This window comes from Streptomyces sp. NPDC051569, from assembly GCF_044454085.1.
Taxonomy (GTDB): domain Bacteria; phylum Actinomycetota; class Actinomycetes; order Streptomycetales; family Streptomycetaceae; genus Streptomyces.
The window spans coordinates 167,154-183,910 of the sequence record NZ_JBITDJ010000012.1; the positions used below are offsets into that span (position 1 = coordinate 167,154).

Sequence of the window (16,757 nt, forward strand, 5' to 3'; positions counted from 1 at the left end):
GCCGGGCCGGTCATCGCTCCGTGCGACCCATGGACTCTAAGGGCTGCCCCGTCGTACGCCGCCGGACAGGACGGGGCGGTCCGTAGGGCCTCTCGTCCGGATCGGACCGGACTCACGTGTTCCGGGGCGTCGGCGTCCCGGCCCCGCGACCAATTTCTACAGTGTTGTAGTTTTAAGGCGGTGCCCCGCGCGGTCGCAGGGCATCGGAGTGTCAGGTGTGCCTGGTTCTGGGACGAATGAAGGGAAGTAGCATGGGTGTGAGCCTCGCCAAGGGCGGCAACGTCTCGCTGACCAAGGAGGCTCCCGGTCTGACCGCCGTTCTGGTCGGCCTCGGCTGGGATGTGCGGACCACCACCGGAGCCGACCATGATCTGGATGCCAGCGCCCTGCTGTGCGACAGTTCCGGCAAGGTCGTCTCGGATCAGCACTTCGTCTTCTACAACAACCTCACCAGCCCGGACGGCGCCGTCGAGCACACCGGCGACAACCTCACGGGGGCGGGCGACGGCGACGACGAGACGGTCAAGGTCGACCTGGCCGCGGTGCCCGCCGACATCACCAGGATCGTCTTCCCGGTATCGATCCACGACGCCGAGTCCCGGCGGCAGAGCTTCGGTCAGGTCCGCAACGCCTACATCCGCGTGGTCAACCAGGCGGGCGGGGCCGAACTGGCACGCTACGACCTGAGTGAGGACGCCTCGACCGAGACCGCGATGGTCTTCGGAGAGCTGTACCGCAACGGTGCCGAGTGGAAGTTCCGCGCCATCGGTCAGGGGTACGCCTCCGGCCTCGCCGGTATCGCCTCCGACTACGGCGTCAACGTCTGACGTCCGCACCCGTTCCGTCGCCCGCACGCGGCACTCGCACCACCTCCAGGAGCCAACGATGACCGTCAACCTTGCCAAGGGCCAGCAGATCAGCCTGACCAAGTCCGGTGGGGGTGAACTCACCGTCATCCGGATGGGACTGGGCTGGAAGTCCGCGCCCCGCAAGGGATTCCTCGCCCGGCTGACCGCCCGCGAGATCGATCTGGACGCCTCGGCACTGCTCTTCGCCGACAAGAAGCCCGTCGACGTGGTCTTCTTCCAGCATCTGACCAGCGACGACGGCTCCGTACGGCACACCGGTGACAACCGTGTCGGCGGCGCGGGCCAGGGCGGCGACGACGAGTCGATCATCGTGGACCTCCAGCGCGTCCCCGTCCATGTGGATCAGATCGTCTTCACGGTGAACTCCTTCACCGGCCAGACCTTCGAGGAGGTCGAGAACGCGTTCTGCCGCCTTCTCGACGAGACCACGGGACAGGAACTGGCGCGCTACACGCTCACCGGCGGCGGCCGGCACACCGCCCAGATCATGGCCAAGGTGCACCGCTCCGGCAACGGCTGGGAGATGGCCGCCATCGGCAGCCCCGCCGACGGCCGGACCTTCCAGGACCTCATGCCGGCCGTCATTCCGCACCTGTGACCGTTCCGGCTTCCTGACCACCCGTACCGACCGCCGGTGGACACACCGGAACGCGCGACCAGTTCAGCAGTCAGTTCAGCAACCAGCTCAGGAGATGCACCGTGGCCCTGTGGGACCGCCTCAAGGATTCCGCTTCGTCGATGCAGACGCAGCTCAACGCCAAGAAGAACGACCTCAAGAGCGGCGCCTTCCGTGACGCGAGCATGGCCATGTGCGCGCTGGTCGCCGCGGCCGACGGCTCCATCGACGCTTCCGAGCGGCAGCGCGTCGCCTCGCTGATCATGAGCAACGAGGTGCTCCAGAACTTCCCCGCCGACGACCTGCAGGCGCGGTTCAACGACTACTGCCAGAAGCTGACGGCCGACTTCGACTTCGGCAAGGTCAGCATCCTGCAGACCATCGGCAAGGTCGCGAAGAAGCCCACCGAGGCCCGCGCCGTCATCCAGATCGGCATCGTCATCGGCGGCGCCGACGGCGACTTCGACAAGACCGAGCGCGCGGTCGTCCGCGAGGCCTGCTTCGCCGTCGGTATCACGCCGAGCGAGTTCGACCTCTGACACCTGGTGTCCCGGTCCGGGGCGTGCCGCCTTCCGCGCGGCACGCCCCGCGGTGTCCCGGCCGCACGGACCCCGCTCACCGCACCGGCAGCGTCCGCCGCCTCAGGCGCGGGATCCGAGGGTGCGGTCGAGGAAGGCGTTCATCAGCGCCGCGACGGCGGTGAGCTCGCTCTCCAGCAGGAAATGGCCGCCGTCGAGGAGATGCACCTCGGCGTCAGGAAGGTCGCGCCGGAAGGCGCGTGCGCCGTCGGGCCCGAAGATCTCGTCGCCCCGGCCCCAGACGGCGAGCAGCGGGACCCCGGTCCTGCGGAAGTACTCCTGTACCTCCGGATACTGCGCGACATTCGTCGGATACTCCCGGAAGAGCTTGAGCTGCACCTCGCTGTTGCCCGGGCGACTGACGCAGGCATGATCGTGTACCCAGGTGTCGGGGCTGACCACGCTCGGATCCGGCACCCCGTGGGTGTACTGCCGGCGGATCTTCTCCAGTGTCAGCGCTTCCCGCAGCGGAGCCGCCTTCTCCTCGGTCGGGTCGTCGGCGTACTCCCAGAGCGGATTCCAGAACGAGTCGACGAAACCCTCGGTGTAGGCGTTGCCGTTCTGCGAGACGATGGCCGTGATCCGCGACGGGTCGCGCAGCGCCAGCCGCCATCCGACGGGCGCGCCGTAGTCCTGGACGTACAGGGCGAACCGCTCGACTCCGACCGAGTGAAGGAAGTCCTCCACGACATCGGTCAGGGAGTCGAAGGTGTAGTCGAACTCGTCGACCGGCGGGGCCTCGGAGAAGCCGAATCCGATCAGATCGGGCGCGACGACGTGATAGCGGTCGGCCAGCAGCGGGATGAGGTCACGGAACATGAAGGAACTCGCCGGCGCCCCGTGGAGCAGCAGCACGGCCGGGGCCCCGATGTCCCCGGCCTCACGGTAGAAGACCGTACGGCCGCCCACACCGAGGGTGCGATGGTGTACAGCAGTCATGCCCCGACCTCCCTGTGCCGCCGAAAGTGGTCATGCCAGTCAAGCAGCACGGGGGTGGGCGCGCTCCGCCACGATCCCGGGCCGGGCTACCGGTCGCGCTACCTGTCTGCGGCCCGGCGGCCCCAGCTCGTGCCCGCCAGGACGAGTGCCGCGCCGAGCAGCCCGGCCGTGCTCAGCTGTTCGCCGCCGATCACGACGGCGGCCGCGGCCGCCCACAACGGCTCCGTACCGAGCAGCAGACTGACCCGGGAGGGTGAGGTGCGCCGTATCGCCCACATCTGCACGAAAAAGGCGATGAGCGTGCAGAAGACGGCGAGGAAGAGCAGCGCGGTCCACGCGCGGGCGTCGAAGCCGGCGGCCACGGACCAGGGCGCGGGGCCGGTGCCGGGCAGCGCGGCCAGGATCGCGAACACGGCCACCGCGCCACCGAGTTGGACGGTCGTCAGGGACAGCGAATCCGCGCTGCGTACCGCCTTGACCCGGGACATCGCCAGAACGTGGACGGTACGGCCGAGCGCGGCCAGCAGCATCAGCAGATCGCCCGCCGAGGGAGTGGTGAACCCGCCGCTCTGCGTCAGCAGCACCACCCCGGCGACGGACAGCCCGGCGGCGGCGACGAAGGCCCCGGAAGGCGCGGTCCTGGTGACCGCCGCCTCCGCGAGCGGTGTGAAGATCATGGTGAGACTGATGATGAGACCGGCGTTGGTCGCCGATGTGTGCACCACACCGTAGGTCTCCAGCAGGAAGATCCCGCTCAGGATGAGTCCGAGCAGCCCGGCGCCGCGCCATTGGGCGGCGTCCAGTGTGCGCAGCTTCCGCCGGCCGGCCACGGCCAGGAAGGGAAGGGCCACCGCGAAGCGCAGGACGAGTACGGCGATCACGGTGTGGCTGGTGACCACCGACTTGGCCGCGAGATAGCTGGAACCCCAGACCACCGCGATCAGCAGCACGGGCAGATCCGTGAGCCAGGCCCGGCGCGGCAGGAGGACGGGCGCGGGGGCGGTGAGCGACGACATGGCGGACCGGGTCTCCAGGGAGCGGGATGGCGCGGACGAGGACGGCTCGCGCGGCGAACGATCACCGTACCCGGGCGGGGGAACTCCCCGAACGGAGGACCACGCTCAGCGTGGCCGGTCAGTCCCCCGAGGCCCCGCCGTTCGTGCCTTCCGGGCCTTCCGTGTCCGCCGTGTCCTCGGCCGTGTCCGTCTCGCGCCTCTCCGGTGCCTGGGCACGGCGCTCGTGGAAGAGGCGGCCCACCAGCGCGCCGCCGTAGACCACGAAGCCGACGCCGACCAGCCAGGACTGGATGACCAGTACGGTTCCGAACGGCCCGTAGGTGACGGCGTTCGAGGCGATCAGGGGGGAGAAGACGACCCGCGAGAAGCCCCTGAGGCCGAGCAGGCCCAGGGAGGTCGCGATCGCGCCGGGGAGCAGGGCACGCCAGAGGACGCGCCCGGCGAGCAGGACGCGCTGGGACCACCAGAAGAAGAGGAACGTGCCGATCACATCGCCCGTGCCGCCGAGCGCGATCTCGAAGGCGGATTCCGAGGTGACGGGTGTATTGACGAAGACCACGAGATAGGCGACGAGTACCGCGAGCCAGAGAACGTGCCGCCAGACGGTGTGCCAGCGTGCCGTCGGCAGGTCCCAGACCCTCTCGTAACCCGTCTGCACCGCAGATCCGAACGTCAGACCGAACACGGCGAGCGCGGCGAGACCGAACGCCGTCGTCCGCTGCAACGCCTGGCCCGGTCTGCCGAACAGCCGCTGGATCTCACCCTGCGACGATGCCGACACCCCCAGGCCCTGCCCCAGCCAGCGGGCGAACCCCTGGCCGCTCGCCGGGTCGGCGGCGGCGACGAGGATCAGCAGGGGGACCAGGGTGAGGAAGCCGAGCGCCGCGAAGCTCATGGCCCGATGCATCAGTTCCATCTCGCGGCCGCGGCTGTAGACGAGCGCGCAGAACGACGCGACGATCCTGGCGTACAGCCTCCGGAACCGGTGCGCGGAATCCGACGTACCGAAACGCTTTCGGGTCATGTGTCCTCTACTACCCCGGCGGGCCCCGCGCCCCGTCCGGCGGCCCCCGGATGGGTGCCCGGCGGACGCGTTCGGGCCACGACGCCCCGCACACGGCCGAATGCGCGGCCCGGCACCGACCGGTGTGCGTGGCGACACGTGACGGCCGGGGGTTCGGCCCACTCCAACTCCTGCGCGCGGCGCCTTGAGACCGAGCGGCGGCAGCGATGGCCGCGTGCCCAGGTGGATGCCGTTGGGGCACGGCTCTCGGGCCGGCTGTCAGCCGATATCCATCGTGAAGGTCGATGTCGTGCCGTCCTCGGCGGTCGGAGTGACGTCCCCGAAGGTGATGATCGGGATCGATGTACCACCGGTGCCCCGGTAGAAACCTGTGGCCTCGGTGATCCTGAGGGCGAGGGCGAGGGCGAGGGCGAGGGCGAGGGCGAGGGCGGCGAAGGCGGCGGCCTGCTCCTCGTCGGCGTCGACCTTCGGCCGGGTGAGCGCGAGATGGCCATGCTCCTCCGCCCAGTCGCGGACGGCCCGGGCCTCTCGGCTCATGTCGGGGAGGATGCTCTCGTCGGCCCATGCCCGGAGCCAGGAAGCCGCTGAAGGGTGGTGACTGCCGACGATCTGCGCCGGCGCGGTGGCGATCTTGTCGGGGAAGGTCCACGTGATGAGTCCGGTGCGCTGGTCGAGTCCCCACCGGTCCGCCGAACCGAGTCCCCAGGACTTGTGCGCTTGTGTCAGCTGCTCGATCATGTCTTCGCCCTGCAGGACCAGGGTGCTCAGTTCCGTTCGATCGGGTTCTGCCGTCACACGGTCTGGCCCGCTGTTTCGCTTGAACGATCCCATGCGGCGCGGTCTCTCAGGGAGCTTCCGGGAGGTGCTCGTCAGCCCGGGGTTCCCGCGTCTCGGTGACACCCCCGGTCCACCGGCCCGCCAGGGGCGGTACGCAGGGTGTGTACCGCGTCCGGCTCGACGGGGGCCGGACAGCGGGCGTGGTCGTCCACGGACGGGCGGACGAGGAGAACGTCTGGCCTGGCAGCACCGATGACGCGACGGACCCGTTCGCGCCCGCCTCCGGGCTGGTGTCCATCCTGGCCGCGCGGCACAGGCTGGAAGAGGCAGGGGCGCGTTCCACGACATGCGGGCCTACCGGTCTCCATCCCCGCTCACCGCTGCGTCGCCGCGTCTGTCAACCGCGTGTGCGCCCTGCGCAGATGCGTCCGCATCCGGGCGGACGCCGTCTCCTCGTCGTTCTCGCTCAGCGCTTCCAGGATCCGCTCGTGCTCGCGGCAGGTCTCCTCCGCCCATCCCTCGCGGAACGACAGCCGGTACTGGTGCGTATGCGCGTGCAGCCGCTCCAGCGTCGACCGCAGGAACGCGTTCCCGCTCAGGCACGCGATCCGGTCGTGGAAGACGGAGTCATGGTGCAGATACAGCAGCAGTGTCGAGCGGCTGCGGAAGTCCTGGGCAGCCGTGCGCATCTCGGCCAGCTGGCCCGCGAGTTGCAGCAGATCCGCCTTGCTCGCCTGGGTCGCGGCGTGCGCGGCGGCGGTCGGTTCCAGCAGGAGACGTACCTCGAAGAGCTCTCCGAGGCTACGGCTGCTCAGCAGCGTGGCCGCCGTATAGCCGGCCAACGACCGCTTGACCACGAGCCCTTCCGCCTCCAGACGGGCGAGCGCCTCCCGGAGCGGCGTGGGCGAGATCGCCAACTCCTGCGCGAGCGTGTTGATGTTCATCTTCGAACCCGGCTCGATGTCGTGATCCACGAGCCGCTGACGAATCGTGTCGTAGGCGGTGTCCGCGAGTGCCTGCCGTCGAGGCGTGCCTGCCATCGTGCTGCTCCTGAGTCTCGGTCCAACGCCCGTCGGCGGCCTCCGGGTGACAGTCTTCCCACCGTCGCTCCCAGCCATCCCGCGATGCTAGCGCCCATGGATTGTATTTTTTCCCACCCTTCGGCAAGGCTGGGCTTCGCGGCGTCCGGAGTCGTCCTGCCGTATCAGGTCAGTGTCACCTGGAGTCGGGCCGCATTGTCAACACCCCCCATGAGCTGGGTGTTTGACGATAATGTCGCACGGTGATCGCGTCGCCCACGATCTCGATCCGGTAAAAGTCGGTACGAGTCTTGACTGTGCGGCGATGCTGGCTACTCTTCTGAAAAGTATACGAAACGAGGGTGGTGGGCAGGTCTTGAACTAAGGCCTGAGAAGCGGCAGAAGCCTCTACAGGGCTGTTCGCGCTGCCTTCCGTTCGTCCGTGCCGTGCCCCCGCAACGGGGTTTTCAGGACAAGCGATTCGCTCGACGGCACATGGCGGCCGGAGTCCGGCCGTATCGCGTGAAGCATCAAGGAGGATGACATGAAGCGCAGAACTGCCCTCATGGCGGCGGTGACCGGACTGGTGAGCGCCCTGGCGATCACGGGCTGCTCCACCAGCGGGACGGCGGGAGGTGGTGGCGGTGGCGGTCTGACGTTCATGACGTTCGAGACTCCCGCGCTCACCGCGAAGTTCTGGGACGCGTCCATCGCGGAGGCGCAGAAGGCGGTCCCGGACACCCAGATCAAGAAGATAGTCTCGCCGGACGCCGACCGGACGGCCTACGCGAAGCAGCTCCAGGCGTCGGGGCAGTTCCCGGACATCCTCTCCTCCATCAACCCGAAGGACTTCACCGCCGCCGGGCTGCTGAAGCCGTTCGACCAGACCTGGCTGGACGAGAACTTCACCCGGCCCGACGGCAACGCGATCGACGGCAAGACCTACATCCCGCCCACCAATTCCCAGATCATCCCGATGATCTTCTACAACAAGAAGATCTTCGCCGAGCGGCACCTGCGGGTCCCCACCACCTGGGACGAGTTCACCAAGGTCGTCACCACGCTCAAGGGGGCCGGCGTCACCCCTGTCGAGATGGCGGGCAGTGAGCCGTGGGCGGCGGCGATCCCGCTGTCCGGCATCATCACCGCCGATGTCCTGGGCTCGGACCCCGAGTGGATCCAGAAGCGCTACCGGGGCGAGGTCAAGTTCACCGACCCCGAGATGACCGCGGCCGTCGGCAAGTACCGCCAACTCATCGAGGCGGGAGCCTTCGACAAGGGCGCCCTGAGCGTCAGCTACGCGGACGCCAACAAGCAGTTCCTGGCCGGCAAGAGCGCCATGTACCCGATGGGCAGCTGGTTCATCGGCCAGATCCCCGCCGCGGACGCGGACGACTTCGGTACGTTCCTGCTGCCGAGCAGCACCGGCAAGGCGATCGTGCCCTTCAACACCGGCGGCACCACGTCGGTGAGCGCCAAGTCCTCGGACGCCGACGCCGCGGCCACGTTCGCGCAGGCGTGGTCGCTGTCCAAGCCGAACCTGAAGACCCTGATCGAGACGGACGGCGCGTTCCCGATGCTGAAGAACGTCCCCTTCGAGGACTTCGGCGCGAAGGTGACCCCGGTCTACACCGAGGGGTTCAAGCTCGTGACCGACGACAACGCGAAGGTCAGCGCGTTCGGCCAGGTCAACAATGACGACGCGCTCCCGCCCGGCGTGGTCGAACAGTTCAACTCCCTGGCGCAGAAGCTGTTCACCAGCTCAGACACCAAGGGCGCGCTCGGCACGTTCGACGCGGACTGGGACAAGGCCGCCAAGTAGTCGGCATTCGGCCGGATGAGCCGGCATCAGCCGGGAAGTCCGGCGCCTGCCGGAAGGGACGGGTGGAGCCGCAGCCCGGGCCAGCGGTGACATCGTTGTCAGATGTTTTCCGGCCATGACGGATATCGTACGGACCTGACTCCGTACGACTGCGGCTCCGCCTTTCAGAAAGGATCAAGCTGTGCCCAGTCGATCTCCACGTGCGGGCCGAAGCCTCGGGCTGGCCCCCGCCGCGTGGATCGCGGTCATCCTCTACGGGGTGTTCCTCCTGTACCCGTTGGTGCAGAGCCTCTTCCTCAGTTTCACGGACAAGAACCCCCTGCAGGCCGGCAGCGACTTCATCGGATTCGCCAACTACCGCGAGCTCTTCTCCGACGACCGGCTGCTGTCGAGTCTCCTGTTCACGATGATCGTGGTCGTGGCGGTCACGGTCATCGCCAACGTGGTGGGCCTGCTGCTGGCCATCGTGCTCAACCGCTCGACGGCCAACCACCGGATCATGCGGACCCTCATCTTCATCCCGCAGGTCCTGTCCGGTGTCATCGTCGGCTTCATCTGGCGCAGCATCCTCACCCAGAACGGCCTCCTCAACACCGGCCTGGCCAACCTCGGCCTGATCGACGAGCCCATCGCCTGGCTCGGCGACGACAATCTCGCCGTGCTGTCGGTCTGCGTGGTCGTCAGCTGGATCACCATCGCCTTCGCCACCGTCGTCTACACCGCGTCGCTCCAGTCCGTACCGCAGGAGCTGTACGAGGCGGCCCGGATGGACGGCGCCGGAGTCCTCGGCCGGTTCCGGCACGTGACGATGCCCATGATCGCGCCGGGCACCACGATCAGCGTCGTGCTGTGCCTGATCACCACACTCAAGCTGTACGACGTGATCGCGGTACTCACCGGCGGCGGCCCGGCGGAGTCGACCCGGTCGACCGCCTTCTACCTGATCTCCGTGGCCTTCACCGACAACCGGTTCGGCTACGCCTCGTCCATCGCCATGTTCCTGCTCGCCCTGACCGCCGTGGTCTCCTACGGCGTCACCACCCTGCTCCGCCGAAGGGAGACGAGCCTGTGAGCGCTCCCGCCGCGCGAGCCACTCGACCCGCCCGATCCTCCGGATCCACCAAACCCACCAAACCCGCCGGACCCGCCCGGTCCGGGCGACCCGCCGGGCCCGCCGGGCTGAACCTCCGTAAGAAGTCCCACCTGATCGGCGCCTGGCTGGTCACCCTGGCGTTCATCCTGCCCGTGTACGTCGCGTTCGTCAGCGCGTTCAAGACGCAGGACCAGATCGTCTCGAACCCGGCCTCCCTTCCGGTCCCCTTCACCTTCGACAACATCCTGAACGCGCTGCGCCGGCCGGACCATCTCGTCCAGGCCGGACTGCTCAACTCGATCCTGGTGACGACGGCGACGCTGGTCATCCTCGTCCCGCTCAGCTCCATGCTCGCCTTCTACATCTCCGAGCGCTCGCCGCGCCTGCGCAACGTCCTGCTCGCCGTGTTCGCGCTGGGGCTGATGGTCCCGCCGCAGGTCATCCTGCTGCCGATCGTGACCCTGCTGCGCTCGATCGGGCTGGCCAACTCGTACGCCGGCCTGATCCTGTCCAACGTCGGCGGCGGCTACCTCTCGTTCGCCGTGTTCGTGTACGTCGGCTTCCTGCGCTCCATCCCCCGCGAGGTCATCGAGGCCGCCCGGATGGACGGCGCCGGCGACCTGCGGCTGTGGTGGCGCATCGTCTTCCCCGTCGTACGCCCCGCGACCGCGACCGTGGCGATCTTCCTCGGACTCTGGGTGTGGAACGACTTCCTCAACCCGCAGTTCATCCTGGGCCCGCTCCAGGGCCAGACCATCACCACCGGCATCTACGTGTCGCTCGGCGCCTACTCGACCGACTACAGCCAGCTCTTCGGAATCATGTTCCTCGCCGCTGTCATCCCCGTCGTGGGCTACCTCGTCAGCCAGCGCGAGTTCATCCACGGACTCATGTCAGGAGCGTCCAAGTGACCGACCCGATCAAGGGCGTTGTGCCGCTGGACGAACTGGCCGGCGCGTGGACCGAGCGCACCGAGCTCAACCACCTCCCCTCGCTGCGCAACCAGTGGGGCCAGGGGCACGTCAACGGCGATCTCACCTCGCTGTCCTGGCTCGCCTTTCCCCCCTACAGCGGCGGATACCACACGGGCGCGCTGCGCGTCGGCGGATCCGTACCGGCCGCCGAGCGACTGCGCTGGGCGCCCTGGGGTGTGCGGCGGGCGGCCACGGCCGGCGCCCTGGAGATCACCACCGACGTGCGGATGGGGTACGAGCGCAGCCGCCTGATGTGGCGCCTCGTCGTGCGCAACACCTCCACCACCCCGGTGACCACGACGCTGGAACAGGAACTGCTCGCGCCGTTCGCCCACTCCGAGGTCGACTGGGGCTGGCTCTACGGCAGCCCGTGGAACGACGGACACCACCACGACTACTTCACCACCGAACGCATCCGCGACGAAGCGACCGCGGACCGGCCGCGGCAGGTGCAGTTCCTGCCGATCGGCGAGCGCTGGGTGCGTCTCGGCAGCCCCCGCATCCCCGGGATCCAGCGCGACGAGGACACCGAGCCGATGCTGCTGGAGTCGGAGCTGCCGGACCACTCGACGCCGGACTCGGGACGCGTACGGGCACCCGGCGCCGTCTGCCGGGTCCGGGGGATCGCCGTACGCCGCGCCTCGGGCGGCACCGAAGCCATCGGTGACACGGCCGAACACCCGGTCCGTCCCGACACCGATCTCCGGATCGGCACGGTCCGGCTCGACAACGGCGACGCCCTCCGCTTCGAGGTGCTGGTCGACGAGCCGGGCCCGTCCGGAGTGATCCTCACGCATGGCAACCACCCCGACTCGCTCCAGGTCGGCCTGGCCGACGGACACCTGTCGCTGCGCATCGCGGGCGAGTACCTGACCGCGCCCGAGCCGCTCTCCACCGGCACCTGGCACACCGTGACGGTCCTGACCGGCGACGCGGGAGCCGAACTGCGGCTGGACGGGACACCGCTGCTCACCACCGCCGCCTGGTGGGAGGGCGGGCGCTGGAACGCCACCACCGACGGCAGCACGGTCTCCGTCGCCGACTCCCGCACGGTCGCCCGCAGCGCCTACGCCTTCTCGGCCGCGCCCGACTCCCTGGAAACGGCCGGGGCACGCGGGCTCGCCCGCTGGGACCTCACCCTGGAGCCCGGCGAGGAGACCACGCTGGGCGTCGTCCTGGAGATCGGCAGCTCCGCCGAAGGCGTGACGCGCGACGCCGTGAACACCGCCGCCTTCTTCCCGGCGGAGTTCGACGCGGTGGCCGAGCGCTGGCGCCGGACCTGGCGCAGCGCTTTCGAGCCGGGCAACACGGAATTCTCCGGCCATCTGCCCACCCTGCGCACCGAGGACCCGGACCTCGCCCGCACGTACTACCTGGGCGCGCTGCTCGCGGTGTATCTGCGCAACACCACCGTCAGCCCTGTCGGCCCGGTGTTCCTGACCGGCGGACCGCGCCTGGGAGCCACCACCACCTTCTTCTGGGACATCTCCGAATGGGCGAGGACGGCGGCGCTGCTGGAGCCCGACGGCATGCGCCGCTGGATCCTGGCCGCGCTCGCGCAGCCGTACGACCGCTGCCACTCCTTCGACACCCGCAACCTGCTGCCGGTCGGTAACCACTACGCGGCCAACGACCACTCGCTCTTCCGTACCGTGAAGGCCTATGTGGGCGTGACGGGGGATGTCGCCGTGCTCGACGAGATCGCGGGCGGCCGCCGGGTGCTGGACCACCTGCGCGAGATGGCCTTCCGCCCGCGTGAACTGCGCGCCTCGTACGGCGGGGGAGTGCTGGCCGACTTCGGCCGGGACGCCTGGGAACTGCTGGAGTGCGTCCCCAACTACCGCGACGGCGTGGTCTCGCTGAACGCCGGTTACGTCGGCATGCTGCGCTCCCTGGCCGAGCTCCTGCGCGCGCTCGGCGACGGCAACGAGGCCGAGGCCGCCGTGGCCGACGCCGAGGCGGCCGAGCTGTCCGCCGCCGTCCTGGGGCAGTACGCGGGCGACGGACGCTGGATGATCTCCCACCCCGAGGGCGACGAAGTCATCGGCCACTGCCTCGACTTCGAACTCGTCGCCGCCGACATGCCGGAAGACCTTTCGGCCGACCAGCGCGGCGAGATGGTCGGCTTCGTCACCGAGCGCCTGCTCGACGGCGACTGGATGCGCGCCCTCGACCCCGGGGACCCGATCGCACCGCTCTCCGACCGGCCGGACCACGGCGCCGCCGGCGCGTTCTGCGCCTGGCCCGGCTCCACCGCCTTCGGCCTCTGCCGCCTCGGCCGGCCGGAGGTCGCGGCCGGGATTCTGCGCCGGGCGCACCGCGCCACCTCCGGCGGTCTGTGGGGGCAGGCGATGGAGGTGACGGAGGACGGCACGTACCGCGTGGCCGGACGCGGCGTCGCGAACCGGGACAGCAACGCGGGCGTCGCCGTGACGGAGGCCGTCATCGCCGGGCTCTTCGGGATCGAAGCCGGCATCGAGAGCCTGAGCAAGGACGTGGGGACGGACCGGACCCCGTACGGCCGGCTGGAGAACATCCGGGCCGTCGGCTTCGGCCTGCCCAGGTCCAACGGCTGACCGGGTCCACGGGCCGACCAGCTCCATGGGCCGACGGCGGGTCCAGCGCCCGCCCGGGCCGCAGCGCCCGCCCGGGCCGCAGCGCCCGCCCGGGTCCGCCGGCTGATCGTCCGGCCGGCGCGATTCCCCAAGACCTGTGCGGCCGGGTGCGGACAGCACCCGGCCACACAGCACCTGAAAGCGCACAGACCGACCTCTCGCAAGACCCCGACTCAAAGGAGAGCCAGCATGGGGCAGGAGAGAATGACGCGGGGAATTTCCCGTGGTCCCGGACGGACACCGGGACGCGGGCCGAGGAGCGGACGTGGTTACGCGGGGCTGATCGCCCTGGCCGTCGCCGTACCGCTCGTCGTTCCCGGGACCGCACTCGCCGGGGAATCGTCCGCGCGGGCGCTGTCCGCGGCGGCGGCACCGACGGCCGTACCGCCGACAGCCACGCAGCAGTGGGACACCCTGAAGGCCAAGCTCTCGGCCATCAAGGGCGTATGGACCGACCAGAGTTACTCCGGGGCCATATCGAACACCATGCCCGACACCGCCCTGCTGGGCAACGGTGACGTCGGCATCACCTCCGGCGGCAGCACCGGCGTGAAGACCTTTTACGTTTCCAAGGGTGACTTCTGGAACGCCGCCCCGAGCCCCAACCCGGCGCCCATCGGCGGCGTGACGATCACGGGCACCGCCCCGCAGCAGCCCACCGGGAACCTGGCACTCGGCGCGCGGGCCACCGCCTCCACCACCGAAGGCTCCTTCACCCCCGACCGGGCCGTCAACGGCCAGTGGACGGGCGGCTACGAGGGCTGGGTCTCGCAGGTCGGCAAGCCCCAGTGGATCTCCCTCGACCTCGGCTCCGTCAAGACCATCGGCCGCTACGTGGTGCGCAACGACAACGCCGCGCGCCCGGGGAACGCCGCCTTCAACACCAAGGCGATGGCGTTCCAGACCAGCGGCGACGGCAGCACCTGGACCAGCGTCGACACGGTGCAGAACAACACCGCCGACGTCATCGACCGGGACGTCACCGCCGTCCAGGCGCGGTACGTGCGGCTCAGCATCACCGAACCCACGCAGGGCACGACCAGCGACTCGATCCAGAATCCCCGGGCCCGGATCGGCCAGATCGAGCTGTACGAGCGGCGCGAGAGCGGGGGGACGCCGCCGGCTCAGCCCTTCCGGGAGGAGCAGAACATCCTCGACGGACGCGTCACCACGACGATGTCCCTGGACAACACGCCCGTGTCCATGAACACCTGGCTCGCCGCCGACCGGAACGTGCTGGTCACCTCCATCACGTCGAACGGTTCGCAGCCGGTGAACCTCCAGGCGTCCACCTTCGCCGGCGCGACCACCGCCAACTCCGCCTACAGCAACACCGCGGGCGTGGACGGACCGGTCCAGTGGGCCGAGCGTGCCACCGCGCCGGGCGGCAAGTGGATCTCCCGGGGCGCCCTGGCCACCACGGTGCTCGGCACACCGGCCGCGCCCAAGCCCACCGTCTCCGGAGCCACGGCGAAGACGGTCTTCACCCTCCCCCCGGGCGGGACCGTCCGCCTCGTCACCACCGTGACGGGCGGCGGCCAGAATCCGGCGGCTCCGCACAACGACGCGGTGACCCAGGTACGCGCCCAGAACACCACCACGCTGGCGACCCTGGACACCCAGCGCGCCGACTGGTGGAAGAACTACTGGCTGCAGTCGAGCGTCGAACTCGGTGACGCCGTCCTGGAGAAGTTCTACTACGCCGCGCAGTACTTCATCGGTGCCTCCAGTCGTCCGGGCAAGATGGCCCCGGCCCTGTACGGGATCTGGACCACCACGGACTCCCCGAAGTTCAGCGGTGACTACCACCTGAACTACAACGCGCAGGCGCCGTTCTACGGTGTCTACTCCAGCAACCGCCCCGAGCTCTCGCTGCCCTTCCACGAGGCGATCCTCGCCTACGTGCCGGAGGCCCAGCGCCGGGCCAAGCAGGACCTGAACCGGGTGAAGCCCGACTACATCAGCAAGCGCTTCCCCAGCGGCGGTGTGCCTTCCGGTGTCCTGTTCCCGGTGGGGATCGGCCCGTACGGCTCGACCACCGACGACCAGTACCACCAGCAGGTCTCCGACTCCCTCTTCTCGGCGTCCCAGTTCATCTCGTACTACGAGTACACCCAGGACGCCGACTTCCTGCGGAACAAGGCGTATCCCTTCCTCAGCCAGGTGGCGCAGTTCTTCGAGAGCTACCTGGAGCGCGACGCGGCGACCGGCCGCTACTCGCTGTGGAGCGGTCCGCACGAGGGGACCTGGGGCCAGAATTCCTCCGCCGACATCGGTCTGCTCAAGCAGGTCCTGTCCACGGTGATCGCGGCCTCCCAGAAGCTCGGCGTCGACGCCGACCGCCGTACGGCCTGGCAGAACATCCTCGCCAACCTGCCGGCGTCGCCGACCACGGTGTACAACGGCAAGACCGTCTTCTCGCTGGCGACCGCCGGCACCATGCAGGGGTCCGACACCCGGGACATCCACCCCGGCGACAACACCGTCAACCTCGAATTCATCCAGCCCGCCGACCAGCTCGGCATCAACTCCGACGCGGGACAGCTGCGGATCGGCGTCGACAGCCTCGACGCCATGAACTCCTGGAACCAGGAGAACAGCTTCCCGAAGGTGTTCACCCAGGCGGCCCGGGTCGGCTACCCGGCGCAGTCGCTGTTCGACAAGTTCAAGCAGGTGATCGACGGGCGCATGGTCGCCAACCTGCGCATCGGCGACGGCAACCACGGCATCGAGAAGTCCGGGGCGACCGAGGCGATCAACAGCATGCTGGTCCAGAGCGACCAGGGGATCATCACGGTGTTCCCGGACTGGCCCGCCGGCAGGAACGCCGGCTTCTGGCAGCTGCGTCAGAAGGGCGCGTTCGTGGTCTCCAGCGCGAAGGAGTCCGACCGGGTCAGCTACGTGGACGTCACCAGCAAGGCCGGCGGCACGCTGCGGCTGAAGAGCCCGTGGACGTCGGGCACGGTCTCCGTGACCGGCGCGAACGGCGCCGCGGTCCCGTTCACCACGGCGAACGGCGTGATCTCCGTACCGACGACGGTGGGCCAGACCTACCACGTCGTCGCGTCCTGAGGGACAGCCGAACCCCTACGGGTGAGTCGTGCGGCTGAGGTGTACTGCTGAGGCGTACGGCTGAACCCTGAGCGATGGCCGAACCTGAGGCCGAACCGCCGGGCACCACGGGAGGCGACATCCCGCGGTGCCCGGCGGTGTCTCAGGAGCCCAGCAGTGTGTCCTCACTCGCCGCGCCACGCCGGAACCGCAGACCGCAGTACTCGTCGGCGGGCGGCCCGGGCGCCCCGCCCGGCCCCCCCCCCGGCCGGCGGCCGTTTCACCGGGACCACCACACCACCCCCCGCCCCGCCCCGCCCCGCGGGGTCCCGGCCGCCGGGCGCGGCGGGTCCAGAGCGCACGC

General features: G+C 69.4%; 13 protein-coding genes. 8 read left to right on the plus strand and 5 right to left on the minus strand.

All coding sequences use genetic code 11. From position 1 onward, the window contains the following. Positions 1-251 precede the first annotated feature (251 nt). The 3 genes from ACIBAE_RS19005 (at position 252) to ACIBAE_RS19015 (ending at position 2,024) form a co-directional block, all read left to right on the plus strand. Positions 252-827, plus strand: coding sequence for a TerD family protein (locus ACIBAE_RS19005; protein WP_399286497.1), 576 nt, complete (start codon positions 252-254; stop codon positions 825-827). A gap of 58 nt (positions 828-885) precedes the next feature. Beyond that, positions 886-1,467 (plus strand): TerD family protein, encoded by a 582-nt coding sequence (locus ACIBAE_RS19010; protein WP_399286499.1) that lies wholly within the window; start codon positions 886-888, stop codon positions 1,465-1,467. A gap of 101 nt (positions 1,468-1,568) precedes the next feature. Then, complete coding sequence (locus tag ACIBAE_RS19015) at positions 1,569-2,024, plus strand: tellurite resistance TerB family protein (protein ID WP_399286501.1); 456 nt, start codon at positions 1,569-1,571, stop codon at positions 2,022-2,024. Positions 2,025-2,126: 102 nt separating this feature from the next. Here ACIBAE_RS19015 and ACIBAE_RS19020 read toward each other — a convergent pair whose 3' ends face one another. The 5 genes from ACIBAE_RS19020 to ACIBAE_RS19040 form a co-directional block, all read right to left on the minus strand. Next, positions 2,127-3,002 (minus strand): alpha/beta fold hydrolase, encoded by an 876-nt coding sequence (locus tag ACIBAE_RS19020; RefSeq protein WP_399286504.1) that lies wholly within the window; start codon positions 3,000-3,002, stop codon positions 2,127-2,129. 98 nt (positions 3,003-3,100) lie between these two features. Continuing rightward, the gene (locus ACIBAE_RS19025) at positions 3,101-4,018 is read right to left on the minus strand and encodes a DMT family transporter (RefSeq protein ID WP_399286507.1); all 918 of its coding nucleotides are present in this window, start codon (positions 4,016-4,018) and stop codon (positions 3,101-3,103) included. Between the two features lie 118 nt (positions 4,019-4,136). Beyond that, entirely contained in the window at positions 4,137-5,042 is a 906-nt protein-coding gene (locus ACIBAE_RS19030; RefSeq protein ID WP_399286510.1) for a YhjD/YihY/BrkB family envelope integrity protein, read from the minus strand. A 258-nt stretch (positions 5,043-5,300) separates the two neighbouring features. Then, on the minus strand, positions 5,301-5,780 hold the full coding sequence (locus ACIBAE_RS19035; protein ID WP_399286513.1) for a DUF6882 domain-containing protein: 480 nt from the start codon (positions 5,778-5,780) through the stop codon (positions 5,301-5,303). 413 nt (positions 5,781-6,193) lie between these two features. Next, complete coding sequence (locus ACIBAE_RS19040) at positions 6,194-6,859, minus strand: GntR family transcriptional regulator (protein ID WP_399286516.1); 666 nt, start codon at positions 6,857-6,859, stop codon at positions 6,194-6,196. A 523-nt stretch (positions 6,860-7,382) separates the two neighbouring features. On the opposite strand from ACIBAE_RS19040, the gene ACIBAE_RS19045 reads away from it, so the two are divergent. The 5 genes from ACIBAE_RS19045 (at position 7,383) to ACIBAE_RS19065 (ending at position 16,414) form a co-directional block, all read left to right on the plus strand. Further along, positions 7,383-8,660, plus strand: coding sequence for an ABC transporter substrate-binding protein (locus ACIBAE_RS19045; RefSeq protein WP_399286519.1), 1,278 nt, complete (start codon positions 7,383-7,385; stop codon positions 8,658-8,660). A gap of 181 nt (positions 8,661-8,841) precedes the next feature. Continuing rightward, entirely contained in the window at positions 8,842-9,732 is an 891-nt protein-coding gene (locus ACIBAE_RS19050) for a carbohydrate ABC transporter permease (RefSeq protein WP_399286522.1), read from the plus strand. Beyond that, positions 9,729-10,664, plus strand: coding sequence for a carbohydrate ABC transporter permease (locus ACIBAE_RS19055; RefSeq protein ID WP_399286524.1), 936 nt, complete (start codon positions 9,729-9,731; stop codon positions 10,662-10,664). Before ACIBAE_RS19050 ends, ACIBAE_RS19055 begins: the two co-directional genes overlap by 4 nt. Next, positions 10,661-13,303, plus strand: coding sequence for a laminin G domain-containing protein (locus tag ACIBAE_RS19060; RefSeq protein ID WP_399286526.1), 2,643 nt, complete (start codon positions 10,661-10,663; stop codon positions 13,301-13,303). The genes ACIBAE_RS19055 and ACIBAE_RS19060 overlap by 4 nt, the downstream gene beginning before the upstream one ends. Before the next feature lie 228 nt (positions 13,304-13,531). Beyond that, on the plus strand, positions 13,532-16,414 hold the full coding sequence (locus ACIBAE_RS19065) for a glycosyl hydrolase family 95 catalytic domain-containing protein (RefSeq protein ID WP_399286529.1): 2,883 nt from the start codon (positions 13,532-13,534) through the stop codon (positions 16,412-16,414). Positions 16,415-16,757 lie beyond the last annotated feature (343 nt).